Source organism: Catenulispora sp. GP43, assembly GCF_041260665.1.
In the GTDB taxonomy this organism is placed as follows: Bacteria; Actinomycetota; Actinomycetes; order Streptomycetales; family Catenulisporaceae; genus Catenulispora.
This window is the reverse complement of sequence record NZ_JBGCCT010000002.1, coordinates 717225-737422: the sequence shown is the minus strand read 5'-3', so window position 1 is coordinate 737422 and position 20198 is coordinate 717225. Positions and strand designations below refer to the sequence as shown.

Below are 20198 nucleotides of genomic sequence, written 5' to 3'. Positions count from 1 at the left end.
CAGACTCAGAGCAGCCGCCTGACCTCCGCCATGATGCGGTCGGCGGACAGGCCGGCCGCCTCGAGCTCCTCGGCTGGCTCCCGCGAATCGGGCATGACGCGCACGGCCAGGTGCCCGAAGCGCCGAACCGGGACGCCCTCGGCGGCGAGCGCGCTCAACACGGCCTCGCCCAGGCCGCCCTCGGGATGGTGGTCCTCGACGGCCACCAGCACCTCGCTGTCGGCGGCGGCCCGGGCCAGGGCCGCGACGTCGATCGGCTTGACGGAGTACAGGTCCAGCACGCGGGCCGAGACGCCGTCGTGCGCCAACATCTGCGCCGCCTTCAGGCACTCGTGGACGGTGACCCCGGCGCCCAGCAGCGTCACCGGGTCGTGCTCGGTCTCCCGAAGCGTCTTCGAACCGCCGATCGGGAAGTCCTCGTCGGTGTCGTAGAGGATCGGGTACGCGCCGCGGGTCGCTCGCAGATAGCTGATACCCGGCAGGTCGGCCATCGCGATCGTGAGCGCCGCGGCGCTCGTCGCGTCGGCGGGGTACAGCACCGTGGATCCGTGGACGGCCCGCATCATCGCCAGGTCCTCCAGACCCATCTGGGACGGGCCGTCGGGGCCGATCTCGACACCGCAGTGGGTGCCCGCCAGCGCGAGGTCGACGTTCGAGACCGCGGCCATGCGGATGAAGTCGGAGGCCCGGGTCAGGAAGGCCGCGAAGGTCGCGGCGAAGGGGCGGTAGCCGTCCGCCGCCAGCCCGACCGCCGTGGCGACCATCTGCTGTTCGGCGATGTAGCACTCCACGTACCTGTCAGGGTACTGCTTCGCGAATTCCTCGGTGTAGGTCGAGTTCCCGACTTCGGCGTCCAGCACCACGACCTTCGGGTTCACACCGAGCGCGGCCAGCCCCCTGCCGAATCCCAGACGCGGGGCCGCGGGGGTGTCGGTGGGGAATTCCGGGCGGGTGGGCTTCCGGCCCTCCACGCTGTCACCGCCCCGCTTGATCTCCGCGACGTCATTGCGGGGCTCCGGCTCGGGCCCGCGAACCGTCAGATCCCTGACACCCCCGAGCTCCGCGACGGCGCGCTCGGCCATGTCGGCGGGCAGGGCCTTGCCGTGCCAGCCCTCCTTGTCCTCGACCTCGTGGAACCCCCGGCCCTTGTGCGTCCGGGCCACGATCACGGTCGGCTTCAGGCTGTTCGACGCCGAACGCAGCGCCTCGTCGATCTCGGACAGCGCGTGCCCGTCGATGACGATCGCGTGGCAGCCGACCGCCTCGGCCCGCCGCGCGTACCCGGCCAGGTCCCACTCCAGGCTCGTCGGGCCGCGCTGGCCCATCCGGTTGACGTCGATCATGACGGTGACGTGCGCCAGCCCCAGCCGCGCCGCCATGGACAGCGCCTCCCAGACCGAGCCCTCGGCGAACTCCCCGTCGCCGCACAGGATCCACATGTGCCGCCCACTGTGCTCGGACCAGCGCCAGCCCAGCGCCATGCCCACACCGATGCCGACCCCCTGCCCCAGCGAGCCGGTCGCGGCCGGCACCCACGGCAGGACCGGCGTCGGATGCCCCTGCAGCCGGCTCCCCGCCCGACGGTAGTCCTCGATGAGCTCGCGTTCGGTGACGACACCGGCCGCCTTGAAGACCGCGTAGAGCAGCGGCGAGGCGTGACCCTTGGAGAAGATGAGGCAGTCGTTGCCGGGATCGTCCGGATCGGACCAGTCATAGCGCAGGTACCGGGTCATCAGCACGGCCAGCAGATCGGCCGCGGACATGCTGGAGGTCGGATGGCCCGACCCGGCCGCGGTACTCGCGCGGACGGCGTCGACCCGCAGCTGCTGCGCGAGCTCGAAGATCTCCGGGAGGCTGGACCGGGAGTCCAGGACTTCGGTGGCGGGGACTGTGGCCATGATCACTCCTTCGCGACATCTGCTTCCTCGCGCCGGCATCCACCCCCATCCCCACCAGCATCATGTGCCGGCCCTGCCCGGGCCACTCCGGAAAACGGCGATCACCCACCCGTTTGAACCCGGTGATCCGGGCAATCAGGTTCCGGGCCGCCCCGGACCCCCTTTCCGCGCGGCCGACCGCATTCGTGACGTGCAACAGCGAATGCGGGGCGAGGAGGAGTCCTGATGCGTCAGGGCCGCTTCGCCCGCGAGGAGGCGTCATCCCCAGGCGTTTCCGGGGCGCGGGCGTGATGCGGGCCCGGCATCGGGCTCCTCTTCGCTTGGCGGGCGTGAACCGCCGTCGGGAAGACGCCTACCGCACTCCGGCAAGCGCGTCCGCAGGTTCCGGAATGTCGCGCATCCCCCGCAGCGGCGAGAAGAAGAGCCACAGCCCCGACAAGCACCCGCCGACCGTCGCGATCCACAGCGACGTGCGCACCCCCAGCGTCGCCGCCAGCGTCCCGCCGACGACGCCGCCCAGCGGCAGCGTGCCCCAGGTCACCCAGCGGGAGGCGGCGTTGACGCGGCCGAGCAGGTCTGGCGGGCAGACGGCCTGGCGGTAGCTGGTCAGGGCGATGCCGCAGACGGTCGCCGAGAAGGTCCACGACGTCCAGCCGGCCGCGAACAGCAGGCTCAGCCGGCCCGGGCCGGCCGCCGGGATCAGCAGGCCGGGCAGCGCGAACACCGTCATCGACAGCCAGCTGATCCGTGCCGAGCCCACCGTGTGGGCCAGCCGGCCGGCGGTCAGGCCGCCGACGACGCCGCCGCAGGCGCCCGCGGCGAGCATCAGGCCGACGGAGCTCGGGCGCAGGTGAAGTGTTCTCACCAGAAACACCGGGCCGAGTGATTCGACCATGATGACGAAGAAGTTCGCCGATCCGCTCCAGGCCGCGGCACGCCGCAGGATGGGGTCCCGGGCCACGAACGCCAGCCCCTCCCTGATCTGCGTGCGCATACGAACTCGGCCGACCGCGACGTCCCGGGTCTCCGGCTCGGCCTTCCGGATCGCCAGCAGCGTCCCGGCCGAAACGGCATAGGACACCGCGTCGCCCACCATGGCTCTGGCTGCCCCGACCATCCCCACCAGCGCCGCGCCGAGCCCGGGGCCGGCGATCTGGGCCACCGACTGCGATGTGCTGAGCTTCCCGTTGCCCTCCATGAGCTGGTCGCGGTCGATCAACGTCGGCAGGTAGCTCTGGTAGGCCACCGAGAAGAAGACCGTGCACACACTCGACAGCAGCGCCACGACATACAGCTGCCCCAAAGTCAGCACCCCGGCCATCTGGGCCACCGGCAGCGACCCGAGCAGCACCATGCGGGCCACATCGCACCACAGCATCAGACGGCGCCGCGGAAGCCGGTCCACCAGAACCCCGGCCGGCAGCGCGATGAGCAGGAACGCGCTCGTCGTCGCGGCCGACAGCAGCGCGACTTGCAGGGCGCTGGCCTTCAACACCACCAAGGCGACCAGCGGCAGGGCCAGCACCGAGATCTGAGACCCGACCTCGCTCACCGTCTGGCCGCCCCACAACAACAGGAAGTCCCGATTGCGGCGCAGTGGTGGCAGTGGTGGCAGCGGTTGCAGTGGATGCAGCGGTGCTGCCTCGGATGCCATCTCTTGATCGTGACAGCCGTCTCAGCTCTCTAACAACTCAGACCCGAAGTAGTCCTCGCCGTCGCGTACTCCCGGCAGCGCGAAGAAGTACCCGCCGCCGGTCGGCTGGATGTAGTCGACCAGCGGCTCACCGGCCAGGCGCTCCTGGACCGCCTGGAACTGGCGCTGTACGTCCCGCTGGTAGCAGCAGAAGATCAGGCCGACGTCCAGGTTGCCGTTCAGGTCCAGGCCGCGTTCGTAGTTGTAGCCGCGCCGCAGGATCTGCTGGCCGCTGGTCGCCGGGGTCCGGGGGTTGGCCAGACGGATGTGGGCGGTCGTGGGGATCGCCAGGCCGTTCGGGTCCGCGTGGTAGTCCGGTGTGTCGTGCTCCGCCGTGCCGTCCAGCGGGGCCCCGGAGTCGCGGCGGCGGCCGATCATGTTCTCCTGCTCGTGCAGCGAGACGCGGTCCCAGAACTCCACCAGCATCCTGATGATGCGGACCACCTGGTAGGAGCCGCCCTCGGTCCAGGCCGGCTCGGCGCCGCCGGCGCGGGTCCAGATCAGCTCGTCGGTCACCGAGGCCTTGGCGACGTCCGGGTTGGCGATGCCGTCCTTGAAACCGAGCTGGTTGCGGGGTGTTCCGTCGGGGCGCGGTGCGGCGTGGAAGCCGTCGACCTTCCAGGACGGCTGCATGCCGGCGCGGGTGTGCTTGGCGATGTCGCGCAGGGCGTGCATCACTGTGTCGCGGGAGTCGGCGCAGATCTGGAGCATCACGTCGCCGTGCAGTTCGGCGGAGCCCTCGACGTGGTCGTCCGGGAACACCGGCATCGGGGTCAGGCGCGCCGGTTTGCGGCCGGCGAGGCCGAAACGGCTGTCGAACAGCGACGCCCCGACGCCGACCGTCACCGTCAGGCCGTCGGAGGGCACGCTCGGGCCGAGCGTCTCGCTGTCGGTGGGCGCCGACGCCACGTCGGTGGCGGACGGCGAGCCGCCGGACGTCAGGAACCTGACACGGTCCGTGAGGGTCTGGAACAGCGCGGCCAACGCGGCGCGATCCTTGGCGGTGACGGTGAACGCCACGAACGTCGCAGCATCCTGCGGCGGCGTCAGGATGCCCGCCTGATGCGGGCCTTCGAAGGCGATGCGGCGGCCGGAAGGGCCGGGGCCGGAGTCCGCCACGGTCGCCGCGGCGATCCCCGCCGCGCCGCCGACCGCGGCGGCCGAGGCCGCACCGACCGCCGCGCCGCGCAGGAAGGACCGTCGTGCCAGGCCGGTCATGCGTTCGTCCTCGGGGCGAGCAGGTTGGGGATCGTGGACAGGTCTTCGAGCAGCTGGTCCAGGTCGGCGTCGAGGCGCTGGCGCTGGGCGGTGGCGATGGCCGGCGCCGGGGTCCAGGCGCCGGAGCCGTCGCGGGTCGCGAGCAGATCGCTTCGCAGGGCCTTGATTTCGGTGTCGAGCCTGGCGCGCAGGCCCGGGGCCCGGTCGTCGATCAGCGGGGCCAGGACGCTGAGCACCTCCTGGGTGCCCTCGGTGTTCGCGTACGCCGTGGCCAGGCTCGTGCCGCTGCCCTCGTCCGCCGCCGCGGTGATCTGGAACTGCAGGGTGTTCTCCAAGATCTCGCGGGCCCGCAGCGGCAGGTCGCCGGGATCGACCTCCTCGCTCGGGAAGTCCTCGATCAGGGCTTGGACCGAGGTGACGAGGCCCTGTGTTAAAGGCCTGATGTCGGAAGCGGAGGAGGAATGCCAGAGCCCATGTTCAATCGCGTGCAGGCCGGCCCACTTCTTGTCTGCCGTGCCGTCTGGCAAGCCCGCCGGCGTCCCGTCGATCGCGTCGTCGAAGTCCCCGAACGAGTTGTACGCGGCGCCCAGACGCTCATAGTCCAGGTGCGCGGTGAGCCAGTCGATCTTTGCGGCTTGCAGATCGCCACGCGCGACGTCCGCGTCCAGTGTCTGAGCGGCCGTGAGCAGCTTCGGCAAAGCGGTGCCCAGCCAGGCGCGGTAGGCGTTGACCGGTGCGGTCAGGTCCAGGTCGGGCAGCGGCTTGTAGCCGGCGACCGCGCCGGGGGTCGTACCCGAGACAGAGAACTGCGACGTGGTGTGGATCGTGCCGTTGGACAGGACGCAGCGGATCGCGTACCGGCCCGCGCCGAGGGTGGTGGCCAGGGGCAGCGTGTGCCCCGGCGTCAGCCACGGGATCTCCGCGTAGACCCGGTCGGCGGGGTCCACGAGGTAGACCGTCGCGAAGACGTCCGTGTCGTCGGTGACCGCGAAGGCGACGCGGCCGGCGCCGGCGGCCGGGGGAGGGGTGCCGCATCCGGCGGCGCGGACGGCGATCGGGCCGCCGGCGGCCGCGGAGTGCGACCGCGCGACGCCCGTCGCCGCGGCGACCGCCACCGAGAGCGGCAGCACCGCGAGGCGAACCTGCCAGGAGGCACGGCGCATGAAGGTCGGAGTCCCTTTCCTTGTCTTCCTTGTCCTGGTGCGGTCCCGGCTCACAGCATGCCGCGGACGGCCCGAGGGTGCCCGGGCCGTCCGCTGCGCACTGCGGGGTGTCGCGTGCGCCTAGCTCCAGATGTCGCTGATGACAGCGGCACCCGAGCTGTTGCCGACCGGGGTCAGGCCGTACATCTGCTCCAGCGTGGCCAGCACGTTGTAGTGGTTGACCTGCTCGCTGTAGTGGCCGGTCTTCACACCGGCGCCGACGAAGATCGTCGGGATCTGGTTGCTCTCGCTGTAGTCGTCCTCGTCCCAGGTCACGATCAGCAGGCTGTTGTTGGCCTTGGCCCACGTGGCGTAGGCCGACAGGTTGTTCTTCAGCCAGGTGTCGCCGGCGCTGACGGTGCCGTCGTGCATGTCGTCGTTGAGGTTCGGGATGACGAACGACAGCGTCGGCAGGCTGGCGTAGTTGGAGCTGGACGGGAACTGGGTGAACGGCACCGAGTCCGAGCCCGGCACGTTGCTGAAGTTGACCCACGGCGAGTGCTTGCGCGCGTACTTGCCGGAGGAGCACGTCGTCGAACCGGCTTTCGGCAGACCTTCGGAGTAGCCCTTGAAGGTCTTGCCGGCCGCCAGCAGCTCCGAGCCGAGGTTGGCGGTGTTGCCCTCGCTGACCGGGCAGGCGTCCGAGGACAGGCCGAACGTGCTGCCGCCGAACAGCGCCATGTAGTTCGGCTCGCTGGGGTGGCTGACGGCGAACGAGTCGGTCAGCAGCGCACCGGAGGCAGCCAGGGAATTGATGTAGGGGGCGCTGGAGCTCCCGATGATGTCGCTGTAGGAGTGGTTCTCCTCCATCACCACGACGACGTGCGCGGGGGTCGGCACCACTCCGGCCGTGGCCGGGGCGGCGGCCGGGGCGGCCGAGGCGGTGGCGTACGGGATGACGGCGGCGGCCACGGCGACCGCGCCGACGGCTGCGGACAGTGACAGGGCCTTGCGGGAGATGCGCATGGATTCTCTCCTGATGGCGGGGAGGCGGTGGGAGTGGTGGGCGTGGGGAAGCCGGCACCGGGGATGCTAGACACAGACCGTGACGAATGGAACACCGACCGGGGCAAAGGATTCGTTAACATCAAGAAGCTGAATGCTGCGGCGCGGGAAACAGAACCGCCGCGCGTCGCCGGTCGCCATGCCTTGCCATACCCTGCCACGCCACGGGAGTTAGCCCAATGTTCGGCGCCCGGTCGATCACCAGGCGAACTCGCTCGGGGATATTGCCCTTGTGAGCGCAGAACCGACCCCCGACCCGCAGCCCTGGGACCTCGCCGACGTCACCGAGACCGCCGGTCTGCGCATCGAGGAGGCGGACGACGACGACCCGATCCTCATCGGCCCGGACGGCGTCCCGGTGGACACCTGGCGCCAGGACTACCCCTACCGGGAGCGCCTGGACCGCACACGGTACGAGCACGACAAGCGGCTGCTGCAGATCGAACTCCTGAAGCTGCAGAACTGGATCAAGGAGACCGGCGGCCGCCTGGTGATCCTGTTCGAGGGCCGCGACGCGGCGGGCAAGGGCGGCACGATCAAGCGGTTCACCGAGCACCTCAACCCGCGCGGGGCCAGAGTGGTCGCCCTGGAGAAGCCGACCGAGCGCGAGCGCACGCAGTGGTACTTCCAGCGCTACGTGACCCACCTGCCGGCCGCCGGCGAGATCGTGATGTTCGACCGCTCCTGGTACAACCGGGCCGGCGTGGAGCGCGTCATGGGCTTCTGCGACCCGGCCGAGTACCTGGAGTTCATGCGCCAGGCGCCGGAGTTCGAGCGCATGCTGGTCCGCGACGGCATCACGCTGGTGAAGTTCTGGTTCTCCGTCTCGCAGGCCGAACAGCGCACCAGATTCCTGATCCGCCAGGTGGACCCGGTACGCCAGTGGAAACTGAGCCCGATGGACCTGGCCTCCTTGGAGCGCTGGCAGCAGTACACGGACGCGAAGGAGGCGATGTTCTTCTACACCGACACCGCCGACGCGCCCTGGACGGTCGTCAAGAGCAACGACAAGAAGCGTGCGCGGATCGCCGCGATGCAGCACGTGCTCTCGATCTTCCCCTACGCGAACAAGGATCTTGAGATCGTACAGGCGCCCGACCCGCAGATCCTCGGTTCGGCCGCTTTGCTCGTCGAGCGATCCGACGCAGATCCGCAGCGTGTGCTGCCCCGCCTGTCTCAATAGACTTTGCGCGGCCCGGCATCCAGCTCGGGCATTCGCAGGACTGGGGAGGGACCCGTGACGTTTCGCAGTATGCGCAAGCCGTTAGCGGTGGCGGCGGTCGTCTCGTCGGCGATCGCCGGGGCCGCGGCGCTCGCGCCGGCGGCCGGTGCCGTCAATCCGGGGGGCGTGCCCGCGAAGAGCCCGCTGACCGTCGCCGACGGTACCGATCAGATCCAGGTGGTGGGCGGCAACGCCCTGCACGCGCCGGCCAATGTCTCCTCAATCGCGTGGTCGCCCAAGGGCGACCGGTACGCGTACATCGACAACACCAACGCCGTACACACCGTCAACCGCGACGGCAGCGGCGACGTCGTCGTGGCGGCGGCCACCGGCGTCCAGCGGCTGCACCCGACCTGGGGGGACGACGGCTTCACGGTCGGCTGGAGCGAGCTCGCGGGCTCCTCGGACGCCTCCGTCCTGCGCGTCACCAGCGCCGACGGCAGTGCCCTGAACTCCTCCGACCCGACCTGGGCGCCGACCGGCTACACGCCGAGCGCGTCGTTCGCCGACGACGTCAAGCCCGAGTTCGGCGGGGACCTGCTGGTCTTCGAGCGCGACATGCCGAACAACGGCCCCGGCCCCAGCGTCGTCATGCTGCGCGGCTACGACGCCGCCGGCCACGCCTTCCAGAAGCAGATCGCCGGCACCGGCCTGGTCTCCGGCAACGCCTGGGACCCGACCATCTCCCCGGACGGCAAGACCGTCGCCTTCCTGCAGAACGTCAACCTGGCCCCCGGCTCGAACATGCCCGCGGTCTTCACCGTGGACATCGCCCCGGACGGCAGCACGGTCGGCGCGCCGCGGCAGATCACGTTCCCGTCCGCGTCCGACGCCTTCAACCTGGCCCGCCCGACGTTCTCCGCGGACGGCAAGACCATCGCCGTCACGACCACGAACATCGACCCCTCCTCGCCGGCGCGCGGCACCTACACGGTCTCGGCCACCGTCGCCACCCCCGGTGTCAATCCCCTGACGAAGGTGTCCGACCACGACGGCACCGCCGCCTACGACACCGCCGCCTACGGCTTCGTCCACCGGCTGGCCGGCTACGACCGCTTCGACACCGCCGACAAGGCCTCGCAGTCCGTGTGGCGCACCCACACCGATGCCAACGACCCCAGGCCGCAGGCGAACGTCGCGGTCCTGAGCCGCTCGGACCTGTTCGCCGACGCCCTCGGCGGCTCGGCACTGGCCGCGCACGCCGGCGGCCCGCTGCTGCTGACCTCGACCGGCCAGCTCGACAAGTCCACCGCCGCCGAGCTGACCCGGGTCCTGGCCCCCGGCTCGACCGTGTACCTGCTCGGCGGCGACGCCGCGATCTCCCCGGCGGTCGAGACGGCGGTGCGCCACCTGGGCTTCGTCCCGAACCGCATCGCCGGGCCCGACCGCTACGCCACCGCGGTGGCGGTCGCCGAGCGCGCCGCCCCGAACCCGCGCGACATCCTGGTCGCCACCGGCGACGACTTCCCGGACGCGCTGTCCGCCGGCGCGGCGGCCGCGAACGACGCCGGCGGCGTCGTGGTCCTGACCAACGACAAGGCCATGCCCTCGGTGACGCGGGCTTACCTGCAGAAGTACGCCTCCCAGCTCCAGCGGCAGAACGGCACCGTGACCGCCTGGGCGGTCGGCGGCCAGGCGCTGGCGGCCTACGACACGCTGCCGGGCGTCTGGTACCGGGTCGACGTCCACGGCGCGGACCGGTACGCGACCTCGCTGAAGCTGGCGACCGAGTTCTTCGGCGGCGGCCAGCCCGCCTTCGGCGTGGCCACCGGCGCGAACTTCCCCGACGCCCTGTCCGGCGGCGCCCTGATGGGTGCGGTCGGCGGCCCGCTGCTGCTGGTCAACCCGGCCGTCGGTCTGTCCCCGGCGGACGCGGCCTACCTGAGCCTGAGCCATGAGACGTTGCAGGACGCCTATGTTCTCGGCGGTCTCAGTGCTCTGCCGAAGGCCGTCGACAATCAGGCCGGTTCGTTGGTGGCCGGCGCCGCAGGCTGGGTCGATCTGGGTGCCGACGGTGCGGTCGTCTCGCAGGCCGTCGGTACGGCGAACGGCAATACGGACATCGCCCGGGCGCGTGGCAACGCTACGGACCCGGCACACGCCAAGGCTGAGCCGCACGGGAACGCGCAGCCCTCGCGCTGATCCCGGGCTGATCCCGGGCTGATCTTGGGCTGAACCCGGGCTCACCGGGGCTGATCCCGGCGAGTGAGTGAAGACCGGCCGTGGCGGGAGGCGCCACGGCCGGTCTTTGTCGCGGTGGACCTCCTACCGTCGAGTGAATCAGCGCCCGAACGCCACCACCGGGACATGGACCCGCGCCGGCTCGACCCGTCCGGTCCAGGAGTACCCGGCGGCCGGCCGCTCGGGCCAACCGCGCTGCCGGTCCAGGACCGCCGACAGCGTCCAGGCCAGCTGCCAGGCGTGGGCGTCGTAGCCGGCCTCGCCGGCCCACTGCACCGTCGGGCGCAGCACGTGGTACTCGGCCAGCAGCCACTCGCGCGCCTGCTCCGGGTCGGCCGGGGCGTCGACCACGATGTCGGGCGGCGGCGCGGGCAGCGGGTCGGCCAGCGGCAGGACGATCGGCGCCGACGGGTCGGAGGCCACCGCCGCGGCGTACGTGGTGTGCAGGTAGTGGTCCAGGACGCGATGCACCGCGGCGTCCTGCTCGGCCGGATCCAGGGTGCGGGACCGGTCGACGGCGTAGGCGCGCAGCAAGTCGTGGAACGTGAAGCGGCCGAGGGCGTGCTCGGTCAGCAGATGGGCGCTGGAGAGCTGCGCCAGGTCCTGCTCGGCCTCGTCCCGGGGGACGCCGGCCAGGCTCGCCGCGGCCGGCACCGAGATGTCAGAGCCCTGATGCAGACCGAGCAGCGCGAACAGCCGCTGCGCCCGCTCCTCCAGCGCCCGGTACGACCAGGAGAACACCGCGCGAAGATCGGTGGCGCTGTCGCCGCCGTGCAGCAGGTCCAGCCGGTTGCGCGGGACGCGCAGCTGCGCCGCGATCGCGTCCAGCGCGAACCGCGGCCGTAGTGCGGCCCGGGCCGCCACGATCGCCAGCGCCAGCGGCAGGCGGGCGCAGTGCTCTGCGATGTCGTCCACGGCCGCCGGCGCCGTGCGCACCCTATCCGGGCTGAGCCGCTGGGCCAGCAGTTCGCGCGACTCCTCGGCGGAGAGCAGGTCCAGCGACAGCGCGAACGCGCCGGTGGTGGCGATCAGCCCCTGCAGCTGGCTGCGGCTGGTGATCACCACATGGCAGGTCGGCGCGGAGGGCAGCAGCGGCAGGACCTGCTCGGCCTCGCGGACGTTGTCCAGCACCAGCAGCATCCGCCGATTCGCCAGCAGACTGCGCAGCAATGCGGCGCGCGCGTCCACCTCGGACGGGATCCGCCGCCCCGGCTCGCCGAGCGCCTCCAGGAACCCGGCCAGCGCGTCGGCCGGCGCCACCGGCCGCTCGGTGGGGTCGAACCCGCGCAGGTTCACGTAGAGCTGCCCGTCCGGGAACCGGTCGCGGACCCGGTGGGCCCAGTGGACGGCCAGCGCCGTCTTGCCGACCCCGGCCGTGCCCGACACCACGGCGATCGCCACGGCCGTGCCGCCGGCGTCGATCTGGCCGGACAGCTTCGCGAGTTCACCGGTCCGGCCGACGAAGCCGAAGACGTCGGCGGGCAGCTGCGCCGGCACCGGTACCGGCGAAAGCACTGGTACTGGCGCCGGCACTGGCACCGGCGGCTGTACTGGCACTGGCACCGGCGATTGCGGCGCCGCTGGGACGCTGCCGGTCCGGACCGGGGGTGCCGGCCGGCCCGGCGATGCCTGTCCGAATCCCGCCTGTCCGAATCCCGCCTGATCGAATCCCGCCTGATCGATTCCTGCCTGCCCGAGTCCCGCCTGACCGAATTCCGCCTGATCGAGTCCCGCCTGCCCCAGTCCTGCCTGGCCGAGTGCTGCTTGCCCGAGTCCAGCCCGACCGAGTCCAGCCTGACCGAGGGGAACCCGGCCGCGCGAAGCCTGGCCGGGAAAGGGCCCCGGCGGCCGCCGCACCATGCTCCCCGCCGCCGGCCGTACCGCCTGCCGCGCCGCCGGCGGCCACACCCGCAGCAGCGCATAATGCGCCGCGGCCAGCTCCGGCCCCGGATCCAGGCCCAGCTCGTCGGCCAGCCGATGGCGCGCGTCGTGATAGACCGCGAACGCCCGATCCCGTTGCCCGGCCGCGTGATACGCGCGGATCAGGCGGGTCTGCGCGGCCTCGTCCAGCGGATGGTCCGCGGCGTCCTGGGCCAGCAGCGGCAGCGCCTCGGCGGCGGCCCCGGTGGCGATCATCGCGTCGGCGTAGCCGCCGAGCGCCGCGTGCCGCTCCCGGGCCAGTGCGACCACCGTCGGGTGCCCGGCCAGTGCGGGGATGTCGGCCAGCGGCGCGCCCCGCCACAGCCCCAGCGCCTTGCCGAGCAGGGCCGCCACGCCGCGCTGGTCGACCGCGGCGTCGCCGGCCGTGCCGACCAGGTTCCGGAACGACACCAGGTCCACGCCGTCGCCGGGCGGGCGCAGCACGTACCCGCTGCCGACCGTGGGCAGCAGGGCGCTGGAGGCGCGCGCCGGCCGTGCGGGTTCCAGCAGCCGGCGCAGCCGTTTGACGTAGGTCTGGATCACGTTGACGGCGCCGGACGGCGGCTCGCCCGCCCACAGCGCGTCGATCAGCTGCGTCCGCGACAGCGCCTGGCCGTCGGCGAGCACCAGCAGCCCGAACAGCGCACGCTGCGCGGGCGGCCCGAGGCTCAGCTCGGTCCCGGTCCGCCATGCGCGCACGGGTCCCAGCACCTGAATGCGCACCCTGCATCGCCCCCAAAAAGAGCACTGAAGCATTTGTGGCCCGAACGATTCAGCATGCTGATTCAAACAGCTGTGCGCCGGGCGCGTCCATCGCCGTCCACCGCCGGCGTCCACTCGGTCCAGTCCGCGTCCAACGGCCGTCCAGACCCCTTGGCAAGACTCTGGCGCATGGCAGCTGAGGCTCTCGACGGCCTGCCCGCGATCATCGGGCGGACGCCCCTGATCGAGCTGGAGAATCTGGTGCCCGGCTTTCGCGGCCGGGTGCTGGCGAAGATGGAGAGGTTCAACCCCGGCGGCAGTATCAAGGACCGCACCGCGCAGTCCATCGTGCACACCGCGATCCGGGACGGACGGCTGCGGCCCGGCCGCTCGGTGGTGGTCGAGTCCAGCTCCGGCAACCTCGGTATCGGCCTGGCCCAGGTCTGCCGCTACCACGGGCTGCGGTTCGTGTGCGTCGTGGATGTGAAGGCCACCTCGACGAACCGCCGGCTGCTGCGCGCGTACGGCGCCGAGCTGGAGGTCGTTACCGAGCCCGACCCGGACACCGGCGAGTACCTGCCGGCCCGGCTGCGCCGGGTGCGCGAGATCGTCCAGAGCACCCCGGACGCGTTCTGGCCGAACCAGTACGCGAACCCCGACAACCCGCGCGCGCACCGGCGCACCATGGCCGAGATCGACCAGGCCCTCGGCGGGCGGCTGGACTGCCTGTTCGTCTCGGTGGGCACCTTCGGCACGCTGCGCGGCTGTGCCGAGTACGTCCGCGAGCGCGGCCTGCCCACCCGGGTCATCGGGGTGGACGCGGTCGGCAGCGTCATCTTCGGCGGGCCGCCGGCGCCGCGGCTGCTGCCCGGCCACGGAGCCGGCATCCGGCCGCCGCTGGCCGACGCCGCGCTGGCCGACGAGGTCCTGTACGTCTCCGACGCGGAGAGCGTCGCGGGCTGCCGGCATCTGGTGCGCCGCGAGGGGATCCTGGCCGGCGGCTCCTCCGGCGCCGTCACCGCCGCGCTGCTCCGCCACCACACCGCGCTCCCGCCGACCGCGACCTGCGTCCTGATCTTCCCGGACGGCGGGGACCGCTACCTGGACACGATCTACGACGACGCCTGGGTGCGGCGGCACTTCGGCGACGTCCGGAACCAGCCGAGCCGAACGACGGGGGAGACCGTACATGTCAACGGATAGCGGTGCCGGCACACGCGGGGTGCGAGCCCTGTTCCCCGGGCAGGGCAGCCAGACGCCCGGCATGGGACGGGCCTTCGCCCTGGCGCGGCCGGAAGCCGCGGCGGTGTTCGACGAGGCCTGCGACGTGCTGGGCCTGGACATGCGCGCCCTGTGCTGGGAATCGGCGCCGCAGGAGCTGGCCGCCACCCACAACGCCCAGCCCGCGCTGGTGACGGCGGCGGTCGCGGCGTGGCGGGTGCTGGAGGCGCACGGCGTGCGCGCGGCGGCCGCGGCCGGGCACAGCGTCGGCGCGGTGGCCGCGCTGGTCGCCGCCGGCTGGCTGCCGTTCTCCGACGCGGTCCGCCTGGTCCGGCTGCGCGGCGAGCTCATGGCCGGGGCGCCGGGCCGGGGCGGCATGTGCGCGGTGATCGCCACCGGTACCGAGCGCGCCGACGCGCTCCAGACCGCCGACCGGCACGGCCTGGACCTGGCCGCCGACAACAGCCCGCGCCAGTGCGTGGTCTCCGGCGACCTGGACGCGGTGCACGCCTTCGCCGCCGAACTCGGCGCCCGGACCCGGCTGCTGGACGTCTCGCACGCCTTCCACAGCCGTCTGATGGCCCCGGTGGCCGAGCGCTGGAAGAGCGCCGTGAGCGAGCTGCGCCTGACCGCCGGCGCCCCGGTCGGGCTGCTGACCACCGGCGAGTTCAGCGGCGACCCGGCCGAGGTGGCCGCCGACCTGGCCGCCACGCTGTGCGCCCCGGTGCGCTGGCGGGAGCTGATGACCGCGGTCGCGGACGAGCGGTTCGAACCGGCCCGCTACGCGGCGCTGGGACCCGCGCAGGCCCTGGTCGGCCTGGCCAAACACCATCCATCCAAGCCGCGGGTGGCCCTGTTGGACACCCCTGTCGCGGTGGACGCGTTCGTGCGCCGCCTGGAGGTTGAGAAGGCATGAGTACGAACCCTGACGAGATACCGGCGGTCCTCTCCGGCCGCTTCCCGGCCGGCACGGCGGCGCTGGTCACCGGCGCCTCCCGGGGCATCGGCCGGGCCTGCGCGCTGGCACTGGCCCAGGCCGGCTGTGACGTGGCCGTGCACTACGTCTCGCGCGAGGACGCGGCCAAGGAGGTGGCCGAGCAGATCCGCGCGCTGGGGCGCCGGGCGATCACCGTGCCGGCCGACATCGGCGTGGAGAGCGAGGTCAAGGAGCTGTTCCGGCAGGTCCGGGCCGAATTCGGGCGCCTGGACGTGACCGTCGCGAACAGCGGGATCACCGCCGACGGCTTCCTGGCCACGATGAGCCTGGCCAAGTGGCAGAAGGTCATCGACACCAACCTCACCGGCGCGTTCCTGACCTGCCGGGAGTCGGTCAAGGCGATGCACCGCACCGGCGGGGCGCTGGTGCTGATCGGCTCGACCAGCGGCGTGGTCGGGCAGCCCGGACAGCTCAACTACACCGCGAGCAAAGGCGGCCTGATCGCCTTCGCCAAGGGCCTGGCCCGCGAGGTCGCGCAGCGCGGCATCCGGGTCAACGTCGTGGCGCCGGGGTTCATCGAGACCGACATGCTGCGCGGGATGGAGCCACGCTCCCGCGCCGAACTGGTGGGCACCGTACCGATGGGGCGCGCCGGCCACCCGGCGGAGGTCGCGGCCGCGGTCGCGTTCCTGGCAGGTCCGGCCGCCTCCTACATCACCGGCAAGGTCCTCGTCGTCGACGGCGGCCTGACCCCGTAGCAGAACCCTGATCACTACCGGAATGGGAGTACCGAGATGGTGCTGGACTACGACGAGCTGCTGGAGCACGCCCGGGCGCGTGCCGCGCTGAACCGGCGGGTCAAGACGCTGCTGGTGCAGAGCCTGGACCTGGACGTGTCCCCGGAGCACATCGGCGACGACCAGCCGCTGTTCGGCCGCGGGCTGGAGCTGGACTCGCTGGACACGCTGGAGATCGTGGTCATGTTCGAGGAGCACCTCGGCGTGACGATCACCGACGACGACCGCGCCGAGTTCGGCTCGGTCAACCGGCTGGTGGACTTCGTGATCGGCACGCTGGGCGAGATCCCGCGTGTGGAGACCGAGAGCGTGTCGGCATGAGCGCTCAGGCGACTGAGAATGCGACCGCGACGGCGAACGGATCGGTGCGCACGCCGCTGCTCAGCTTCGGCGCCGACCGGATCCGGGCGATGCTGCCGCACCGCTGGCCGATGCTTCTGCTGGACCGCGCCTATGACGTCGAGCCCGGGAAGCGCGGGCACGGCGTGAAGAACGTGACGGTCTCAGAGCCCTTTTTCGCCGGCCACTATCCCGATCAGTCGATCATGCCCGGGGTTTTGATCGTGGAGTCGATGGCACAGCTGACCGCCGTCGTGCTGGCGTCGTCCTGGGCGATTGAGGATTCTGAGAATCAGGCCGCGCGCGTGGGCTACCTCGGCGCGATCAAGCAGATGAAGTTCAGCCGGCTGGTGGTCCCCGGCGACCAGCTGACGCTGTCCGCCGAACTGGGCCGCGGCTTCGGCGGTCTGACCCCGGTCCAGGTCCGGGCCAGTGTCGGTACGGAGCCGGCGGCGGCGGGAACGCTGGTCGTCAGCGAGCGCGGCGGGCCCGGCGGCGATGGCCCCCAGTGAGACGGCTGCCGACGCCCTGGTCGTTCGGCCGTATATGGACAGCGACGCGGCGGCCGTCGCAGAGCTCTACAACAAGCACCGCGACGCGCCGAACTTCGTCGACCGCCCCCTGGACGCCGCGATGGTCCGCGCCGAGCTGGCCGAGCGGGGCACCGTCGTCTTTCTCGTCGCCGAACTGGCCGGCGAGATCCTGGGCACCGTCGGGATGTTCCGCGGCAGCGGACGCCGGGTGGTGCGAGCCGACGAGGTCTTCGGCGACATGTTCTTCCTCAGCCCCTGGATCCGCGGCGGCGCCGTGGCCGGCCGCATGTTCTCCCAGGCCTTCCTGGCGCTCATGCCGCTGGAGATCGGCACGATCCGCCTGACCGTCAGCCCGGCCAACGACCGCGCCCTGCCGCTGTACCGGCAGCTCGGCTGCACCCTGGTCGGCCCGGCCGGCGCCGGCGAGGACGGCAACATCGAGCTGGTCAGCCACCTGCCCCGGCTGGTCGCCCGGATGCAGCGGGACCACGCGGACCTGATCCCGGCCAGCCGCCGCATGACGGCCGGCTGGCGCTACCAGGCCGACGCCGGCACCGACCGGCCGCTGGGGGAGCACACCGAGACCGTCTCCGGCCGCCGGGTCCTGCGCACCGCGCTGACGCTGGACGGCCTGGTGTTCCGTGCGCTGCTGGAGCCGGAGACCGGCGAGATCCTGCACACCGAGGCCGACACCGGCGCCGGCCCCGGGCCCGACCCGGTGCTGCCGCCGGCCAGGGCCGAGCAGCCGGCGGCGATCTCGCTGTTCCGCGAGGGGCCGCTGGCCGTCGTGCTCGACCACGGCGACGGAAGCGTCGCGGTGCACCACGACCGGCACGTCGGCCCGGTGCTGACCCAGAGCTGGCCGGTGCCCGGGCCGCCGTACCTGACCGGATGGCGGCGGGCACTGCGGCGCGAGCTGGAGGTCGAGCCGCTTCAGGGCGCGTCCGGCGGCGGTTGGCGGGTCGCCGAGCGGTACGGTGCGGCCACGCTCTACCGCGAGACCGAGCTGGCCGGCGGTGTGCTGCGGCAGCGGGTGTGGTGGCAGGGCCCGGCGCCGGCTGTCGTTGCGGAAGCGCGGTTGCGGACGATGGTGGTCGGCGGGCTGCGGTCCGGGCTGCTCTTCACCGGGGACCGGTACGTGCCGGCCGGGCGAGGGCTGTATCCGATCGACGCCACCGAGTTCGGCGCGGCCGGGTTGGTTCTCGGCGCGGATGACGGACCTGCTTGGTGGGACGCGCTGACCGGACTGGCGGTACGAATACTGAGTCCTGGCGGGGATTCGTCGGCGCGGCTGATCGCCGAGAATGTGCTCGCCCTCGATCTCGATGCTGGCGCCGAGTACCGGATCGCCTTTACTGACGCGGACTGCCCCGGCGATGTCGTGCCCGATGCGCAGCCGCGGATCGCCGAGGGCTGTCGGACGCGCACCCTGGCGACATCGCAGGCCACGAACAAGTCCGCCGACCCGGAACCGGTTCAATGGTCGCCAGCGGAGGTCGCGCGGCGGCAGGTGTATCGCCTCACGCATCGAGACGATGTGCTGCTGCTCGATCCGGCCGGCGGGGGACTGGTCTCCTGGCGTGCTGCCGGAGTGCCGGTGCTCGCCACGCCGTTCCCGCGCAGCCGGGTCTTCGCCCGGAACACCGCTTGGCGCGCCGGGCTGTGGGCTGGCCGACACGGTCCGCGTGAGGAACCTCGGCGCGGCATGGGCTGGGGCGGTCCGGAGCCGGAGCGGGACTGGAGCTTCGATGCCGCGGCCGGTCAATTCGCCGCCCCTGATCTGGCTTGGTCGATCCAGCCTGATGCACTGGGGATCCGCCTCGCGGCACAGGCGCCGGCCGCAGACAGTGACGGCGAACTGATTCTGTGGATCACCCCCGCAGCGAAGTCGGCCGTCGCGCTGGTGCCCGGGGCGCCGGGGGAGGCCTGGCTGCTGGAGAAGTCAGGGCCCTGGCAGCGCTGGTGTGATCGGCTCGCCATCCGCTTGGACGACGGCCGCTGGTTGCACGCCGCCGCTCTTGATTCGAGTGCCCCCGAGTCCACCGCAGCCTCTGATTCTCTCGCCACCAAACCCTCCGCCGCCGAAATCCTCCTCCGCGCCACTCCCTCCGGACTCCTCCTCGCCCTCGTCACCCGGCACCCCGCCGGGCACTCGGGCGCCGCGGCCTGGCGGCTGACCGTCCTGGACGACGCCGACGCGGCCCACCGCCTCCTCATCCCCGCCTCCGCCTCCGCCTCGCACACCGAACTCGTCCTCACAGGAGCAGCAGAACAATGACCGATGCCACCGCCACCACCCCCGCCGCCGTCGCGCGCCACTACGACCACCTTCGCCGCACCGTCGGCGTCTACGCTCCCGCCGCCGGCCTGGTGAGCCTCACCGGGCTGGAGCGCGGCCTGGTGCTCAGCCGGCTTCTGGCGCGCGAGAGCGAGTACGTCGAGCCGAACACCGCGCGCGACTCCCTCGTCCTGGACGCCGACGGCGGCGTGTGGGACGCGGTCGTCCACATCGAGCTCGATGACACCGGCTGGCTGCTCTCGCAGTCCCGTGCCGACCTCGCCGATCTGGTGCGCGCGGTCGCCGCGGACCTGGACGAGGCCGAGGTCGCCGACGCCGCCGCCGAGTACGAGGCCGTCGCGTTCGAGGGCCCGAAGGCCTGGCGGATCGCCGCGCAGCTCGTCGACTTCGAGGTCTCCAGCCTGGTGCTGCACGGCGCCGCCGTGGTCGCCCCGGCCGGCGGTGGCAGCGGCGGGAATGGCGGCAATGGCGTCCTGGCCCGGATCGGCAGCACCGGTGAGTTCGGGTACGTACTCCTCGCGCCGGTGGCGTCCGGTTCCGCCGCGTGGGTGCTGGAGCAGGCCGAGGCGCTCGGCGGCGGGGCGGTCGGCGCCGAGGCGCTGGCCCGGGTCCGGGCCGAGGCGCGCCACCCGCAGGTCCCCGTCTACTCGGAGGGCCTGACGGTGCGGGAGGCCGGTCTGGAGTGGCTGGTCAGCTGGAACCGGGAGGACGACTTCCGGGGCGCCGCCGCGCTGAGCGCGGACCCCGAGCCGGAGCGCGGCCTGATCCACCTGACCGCCCCGGCCGGCACCGCCCCGGCGGCCGGGACCGCGCTGTACGCCGGCGAGGTGGCCGTGGGCGCGGTGCGCGAGGTCTTCGCGACCGTGGACGCCGCCGACGATCTGGCCCTCGGCCTGCTGGACAAGCCCTTCGACGTGCCCGGCCTCACGCTGCGCGGCACCGGTCCGGACGGCGCCGCGGTCAAGCTGCGCACCGTCTCGGCGCCGGTCGTGGTGCCGTTGTCGTGGTCCGAACGAATCGGTGCGTGAGCC

15 protein-coding genes are annotated in these 20198 nt (G+C 72.3%); 9 read left to right on the top strand and 6 right to left on the bottom strand.

Features of this window, described 5'->3' with window-relative positions:
* Positions 1–5: 5 nt before the first annotated feature.
* From ABH926_RS07035 to ABH926_RS07015, 5 genes are all read right to left on the bottom strand, one after another.
* Positions 6–1898 carry a transketolase gene (locus tag ABH926_RS07035; protein ID WP_370364530.1) on the bottom strand — a complete coding sequence of 631 codons (1893 nt, stop codon included), beginning with the start codon at positions 1896–1898 and terminating at the stop codon, positions 6–8.
* A gap of 352 nt (positions 1899–2250) precedes the next feature.
* Entirely contained in the window at positions 2251–3552 is a 1302-nt protein-coding gene (locus ABH926_RS07030) for an MFS transporter (RefSeq protein WP_370364529.1), read from the bottom strand.
* Positions 3553–3573: 21 nt separating this feature from the next.
* Positions 3574–4809 (bottom strand): iron uptake transporter deferrochelatase/peroxidase subunit, encoded by a 1236-nt coding sequence (gene efeB / locus ABH926_RS07025; protein WP_370364528.1) that lies wholly within the window; start codon positions 4807–4809, stop codon positions 3574–3576.
* Complete coding sequence (locus tag ABH926_RS07020; protein ID WP_370364527.1) at positions 4806–5972, bottom strand: EfeM/EfeO family lipoprotein; 1167 nt, start codon at positions 5970–5972, stop codon at positions 4806–4808. Before ABH926_RS07020 ends, efeB begins: the two co-directional genes overlap by 4 nt.
* A 120-nt stretch (positions 5973–6092) precedes the next feature.
* The gene (locus ABH926_RS07015; protein WP_370364578.1) at positions 6093–6992 is read right to left on the bottom strand and encodes an alkaline phosphatase family protein; all 900 of its coding nucleotides are present in this window, start codon (positions 6990–6992) and stop codon (positions 6093–6095) included.
* Positions 6993–7248: 256 nt separating this feature from the next.
* On the opposite strand from ABH926_RS07015, the gene ppk2 reads away from it, so the two are divergent.
* Positions 7249–8199: a polyphosphate kinase 2 gene (ppk2, locus tag ABH926_RS07010; protein ID WP_370364526.1), complete on the top strand. Its 951-nt coding sequence runs from the start codon at positions 7249–7251 to the stop codon at positions 8197–8199.
* 69 nt (positions 8200–8268) lie between these two features.
* Entirely contained in the window at positions 8269–10380 is a 2112-nt protein-coding gene (locus ABH926_RS07005) for a cell wall-binding repeat-containing protein (protein WP_370364525.1), read from the top strand.
* Positions 10381–10518: 138 nt separating this feature from the next.
* Here the strand turns inward: ABH926_RS07005 and ABH926_RS07000 are convergent, their stop codons facing one another.
* Entirely contained in the window at positions 10519–13038 is a 2520-nt protein-coding gene (locus ABH926_RS07000) for a BTAD domain-containing putative transcriptional regulator (protein ID WP_370364524.1), read from the bottom strand.
* Positions 13039–13230: 192 nt separating this feature from the next.
* Here ABH926_RS07000 and sbnA point away from each other — a divergent pair, with 192 nt between their 5' ends.
* From sbnA to ABH926_RS06965, 7 genes are read left to right on the top strand one after another with little or no spacing between them, the layout of a single operon-like run.
* Positions 13231–14244 (top strand): 2,3-diaminopropionate biosynthesis protein SbnA, encoded by a 1014-nt coding sequence (gene sbnA / locus ABH926_RS06995; protein ID WP_370364523.1) that lies wholly within the window; start codon positions 13231–13233, stop codon positions 14242–14244.
* Positions 14231–15178, top strand: coding sequence for an ACP S-malonyltransferase (locus ABH926_RS06990; protein WP_370364522.1), 948 nt, complete (start codon positions 14231–14233; stop codon positions 15176–15178). Before sbnA ends, ABH926_RS06990 begins: the two co-directional genes overlap by 14 nt.
* Complete coding sequence (gene fabG / locus ABH926_RS06985; protein WP_370364521.1) at positions 15175–15957, top strand: 3-oxoacyl-ACP reductase FabG; 783 nt, start codon at positions 15175–15177, stop codon at positions 15955–15957. Before ABH926_RS06990 ends, fabG begins: the two co-directional genes overlap by 4 nt.
* A gap of 36 nt (positions 15958–15993) precedes the next feature.
* Positions 15994–16317: an acyl carrier protein gene (locus ABH926_RS06980; protein ID WP_370364520.1), complete on the top strand. Its 324-nt coding sequence runs from the start codon at positions 15994–15996 to the stop codon at positions 16315–16317.
* On the top strand, positions 16314–16847 hold the full coding sequence (gene fabZ, locus ABH926_RS06975; RefSeq protein ID WP_370364519.1) for a 3-hydroxyacyl-ACP dehydratase FabZ: 534 nt from the start codon (positions 16314–16316) through the stop codon (positions 16845–16847). Before ABH926_RS06980 ends, fabZ begins: the two co-directional genes overlap by 4 nt.
* On the top strand, positions 16834–19146 hold the full coding sequence (locus ABH926_RS06970; RefSeq protein WP_370364517.1) for an N-acetyltransferase family protein: 2313 nt from the start codon (positions 16834–16836) through the stop codon (positions 19144–19146). The genes fabZ and ABH926_RS06970 overlap by 14 nt, the downstream gene beginning before the upstream one ends.
* Complete coding sequence (locus tag ABH926_RS06965; RefSeq protein WP_370364516.1) at positions 19143–20195, top strand: hypothetical protein; 1053 nt, start codon at positions 19143–19145, stop codon at positions 20193–20195. Before ABH926_RS06970 ends, ABH926_RS06965 begins: the two co-directional genes overlap by 4 nt.
* Positions 20196–20198: the final 3 nt, after the last annotated feature.

What these genes read in the sequence shown, in the direction of transcription:
- ABH926_RS07035 (WP_370364530.1), bottom strand. Translation starts at nt 1,898, where the DNA reads ATGGCCACAGTCCCCGCCACCGAAGTCCTGGACTCCCGGTCCAGCCTC.
- ABH926_RS07030 (WP_370364529.1), bottom strand. Translation starts at nt 3,552, where the DNA reads ATGGCATCCGAGGCAGCACCGCTGCATCCACTGCAACCGCTGCCACCA.
- efeB (WP_370364528.1), bottom strand. Translation starts at nt 4,809, where the DNA reads ATGACCGGCCTGGCACGACGGTCCTTCCTGCGCGGCGCGGCGGTCGGT.
- ABH926_RS07020 (WP_370364527.1), bottom strand. Translation starts at nt 5,972, where the DNA reads ATGCGCCGTGCCTCCTGGCAGGTTCGCCTCGCGGTGCTGCCGCTCTCG.
- ABH926_RS07005 (WP_370364525.1), top strand. Translation starts at nt 8,269, where the DNA reads ATGCGCAAGCCGTTAGCGGTGGCGGCGGTCGTCTCGTCGGCGATCGCC.
- sbnA (WP_370364523.1), top strand. Translation starts at nt 13,231, where the DNA reads ATGGCAGCTGAGGCTCTCGACGGCCTGCCCGCGATCATCGGGCGGACG.
- ABH926_RS06990 (WP_370364522.1), top strand. Translation starts at nt 14,231, where the DNA reads ATGTCAACGGATAGCGGTGCCGGCACACGCGGGGTGCGAGCCCTGTTC.
- fabG (WP_370364521.1), top strand. Translation starts at nt 15,175, where the DNA reads ATGAGTACGAACCCTGACGAGATACCGGCGGTCCTCTCCGGCCGCTTC.
- ABH926_RS06980 (WP_370364520.1), top strand. Translation starts at nt 15,994, where the DNA reads ATGGTGCTGGACTACGACGAGCTGCTGGAGCACGCCCGGGCGCGTGCC.
- fabZ (WP_370364519.1), top strand. Translation starts at nt 16,314, where the DNA reads ATGAGCGCTCAGGCGACTGAGAATGCGACCGCGACGGCGAACGGATCG.
- ABH926_RS06970 (WP_370364517.1), top strand. Translation starts at nt 16,834, where the DNA reads ATGGCCCCCAGTGAGACGGCTGCCGACGCCCTGGTCGTTCGGCCGTAT.
- ABH926_RS06965 (WP_370364516.1), top strand. Translation starts at nt 19,143, where the DNA reads ATGACCGATGCCACCGCCACCACCCCCGCCGCCGTCGCGCGCCACTAC.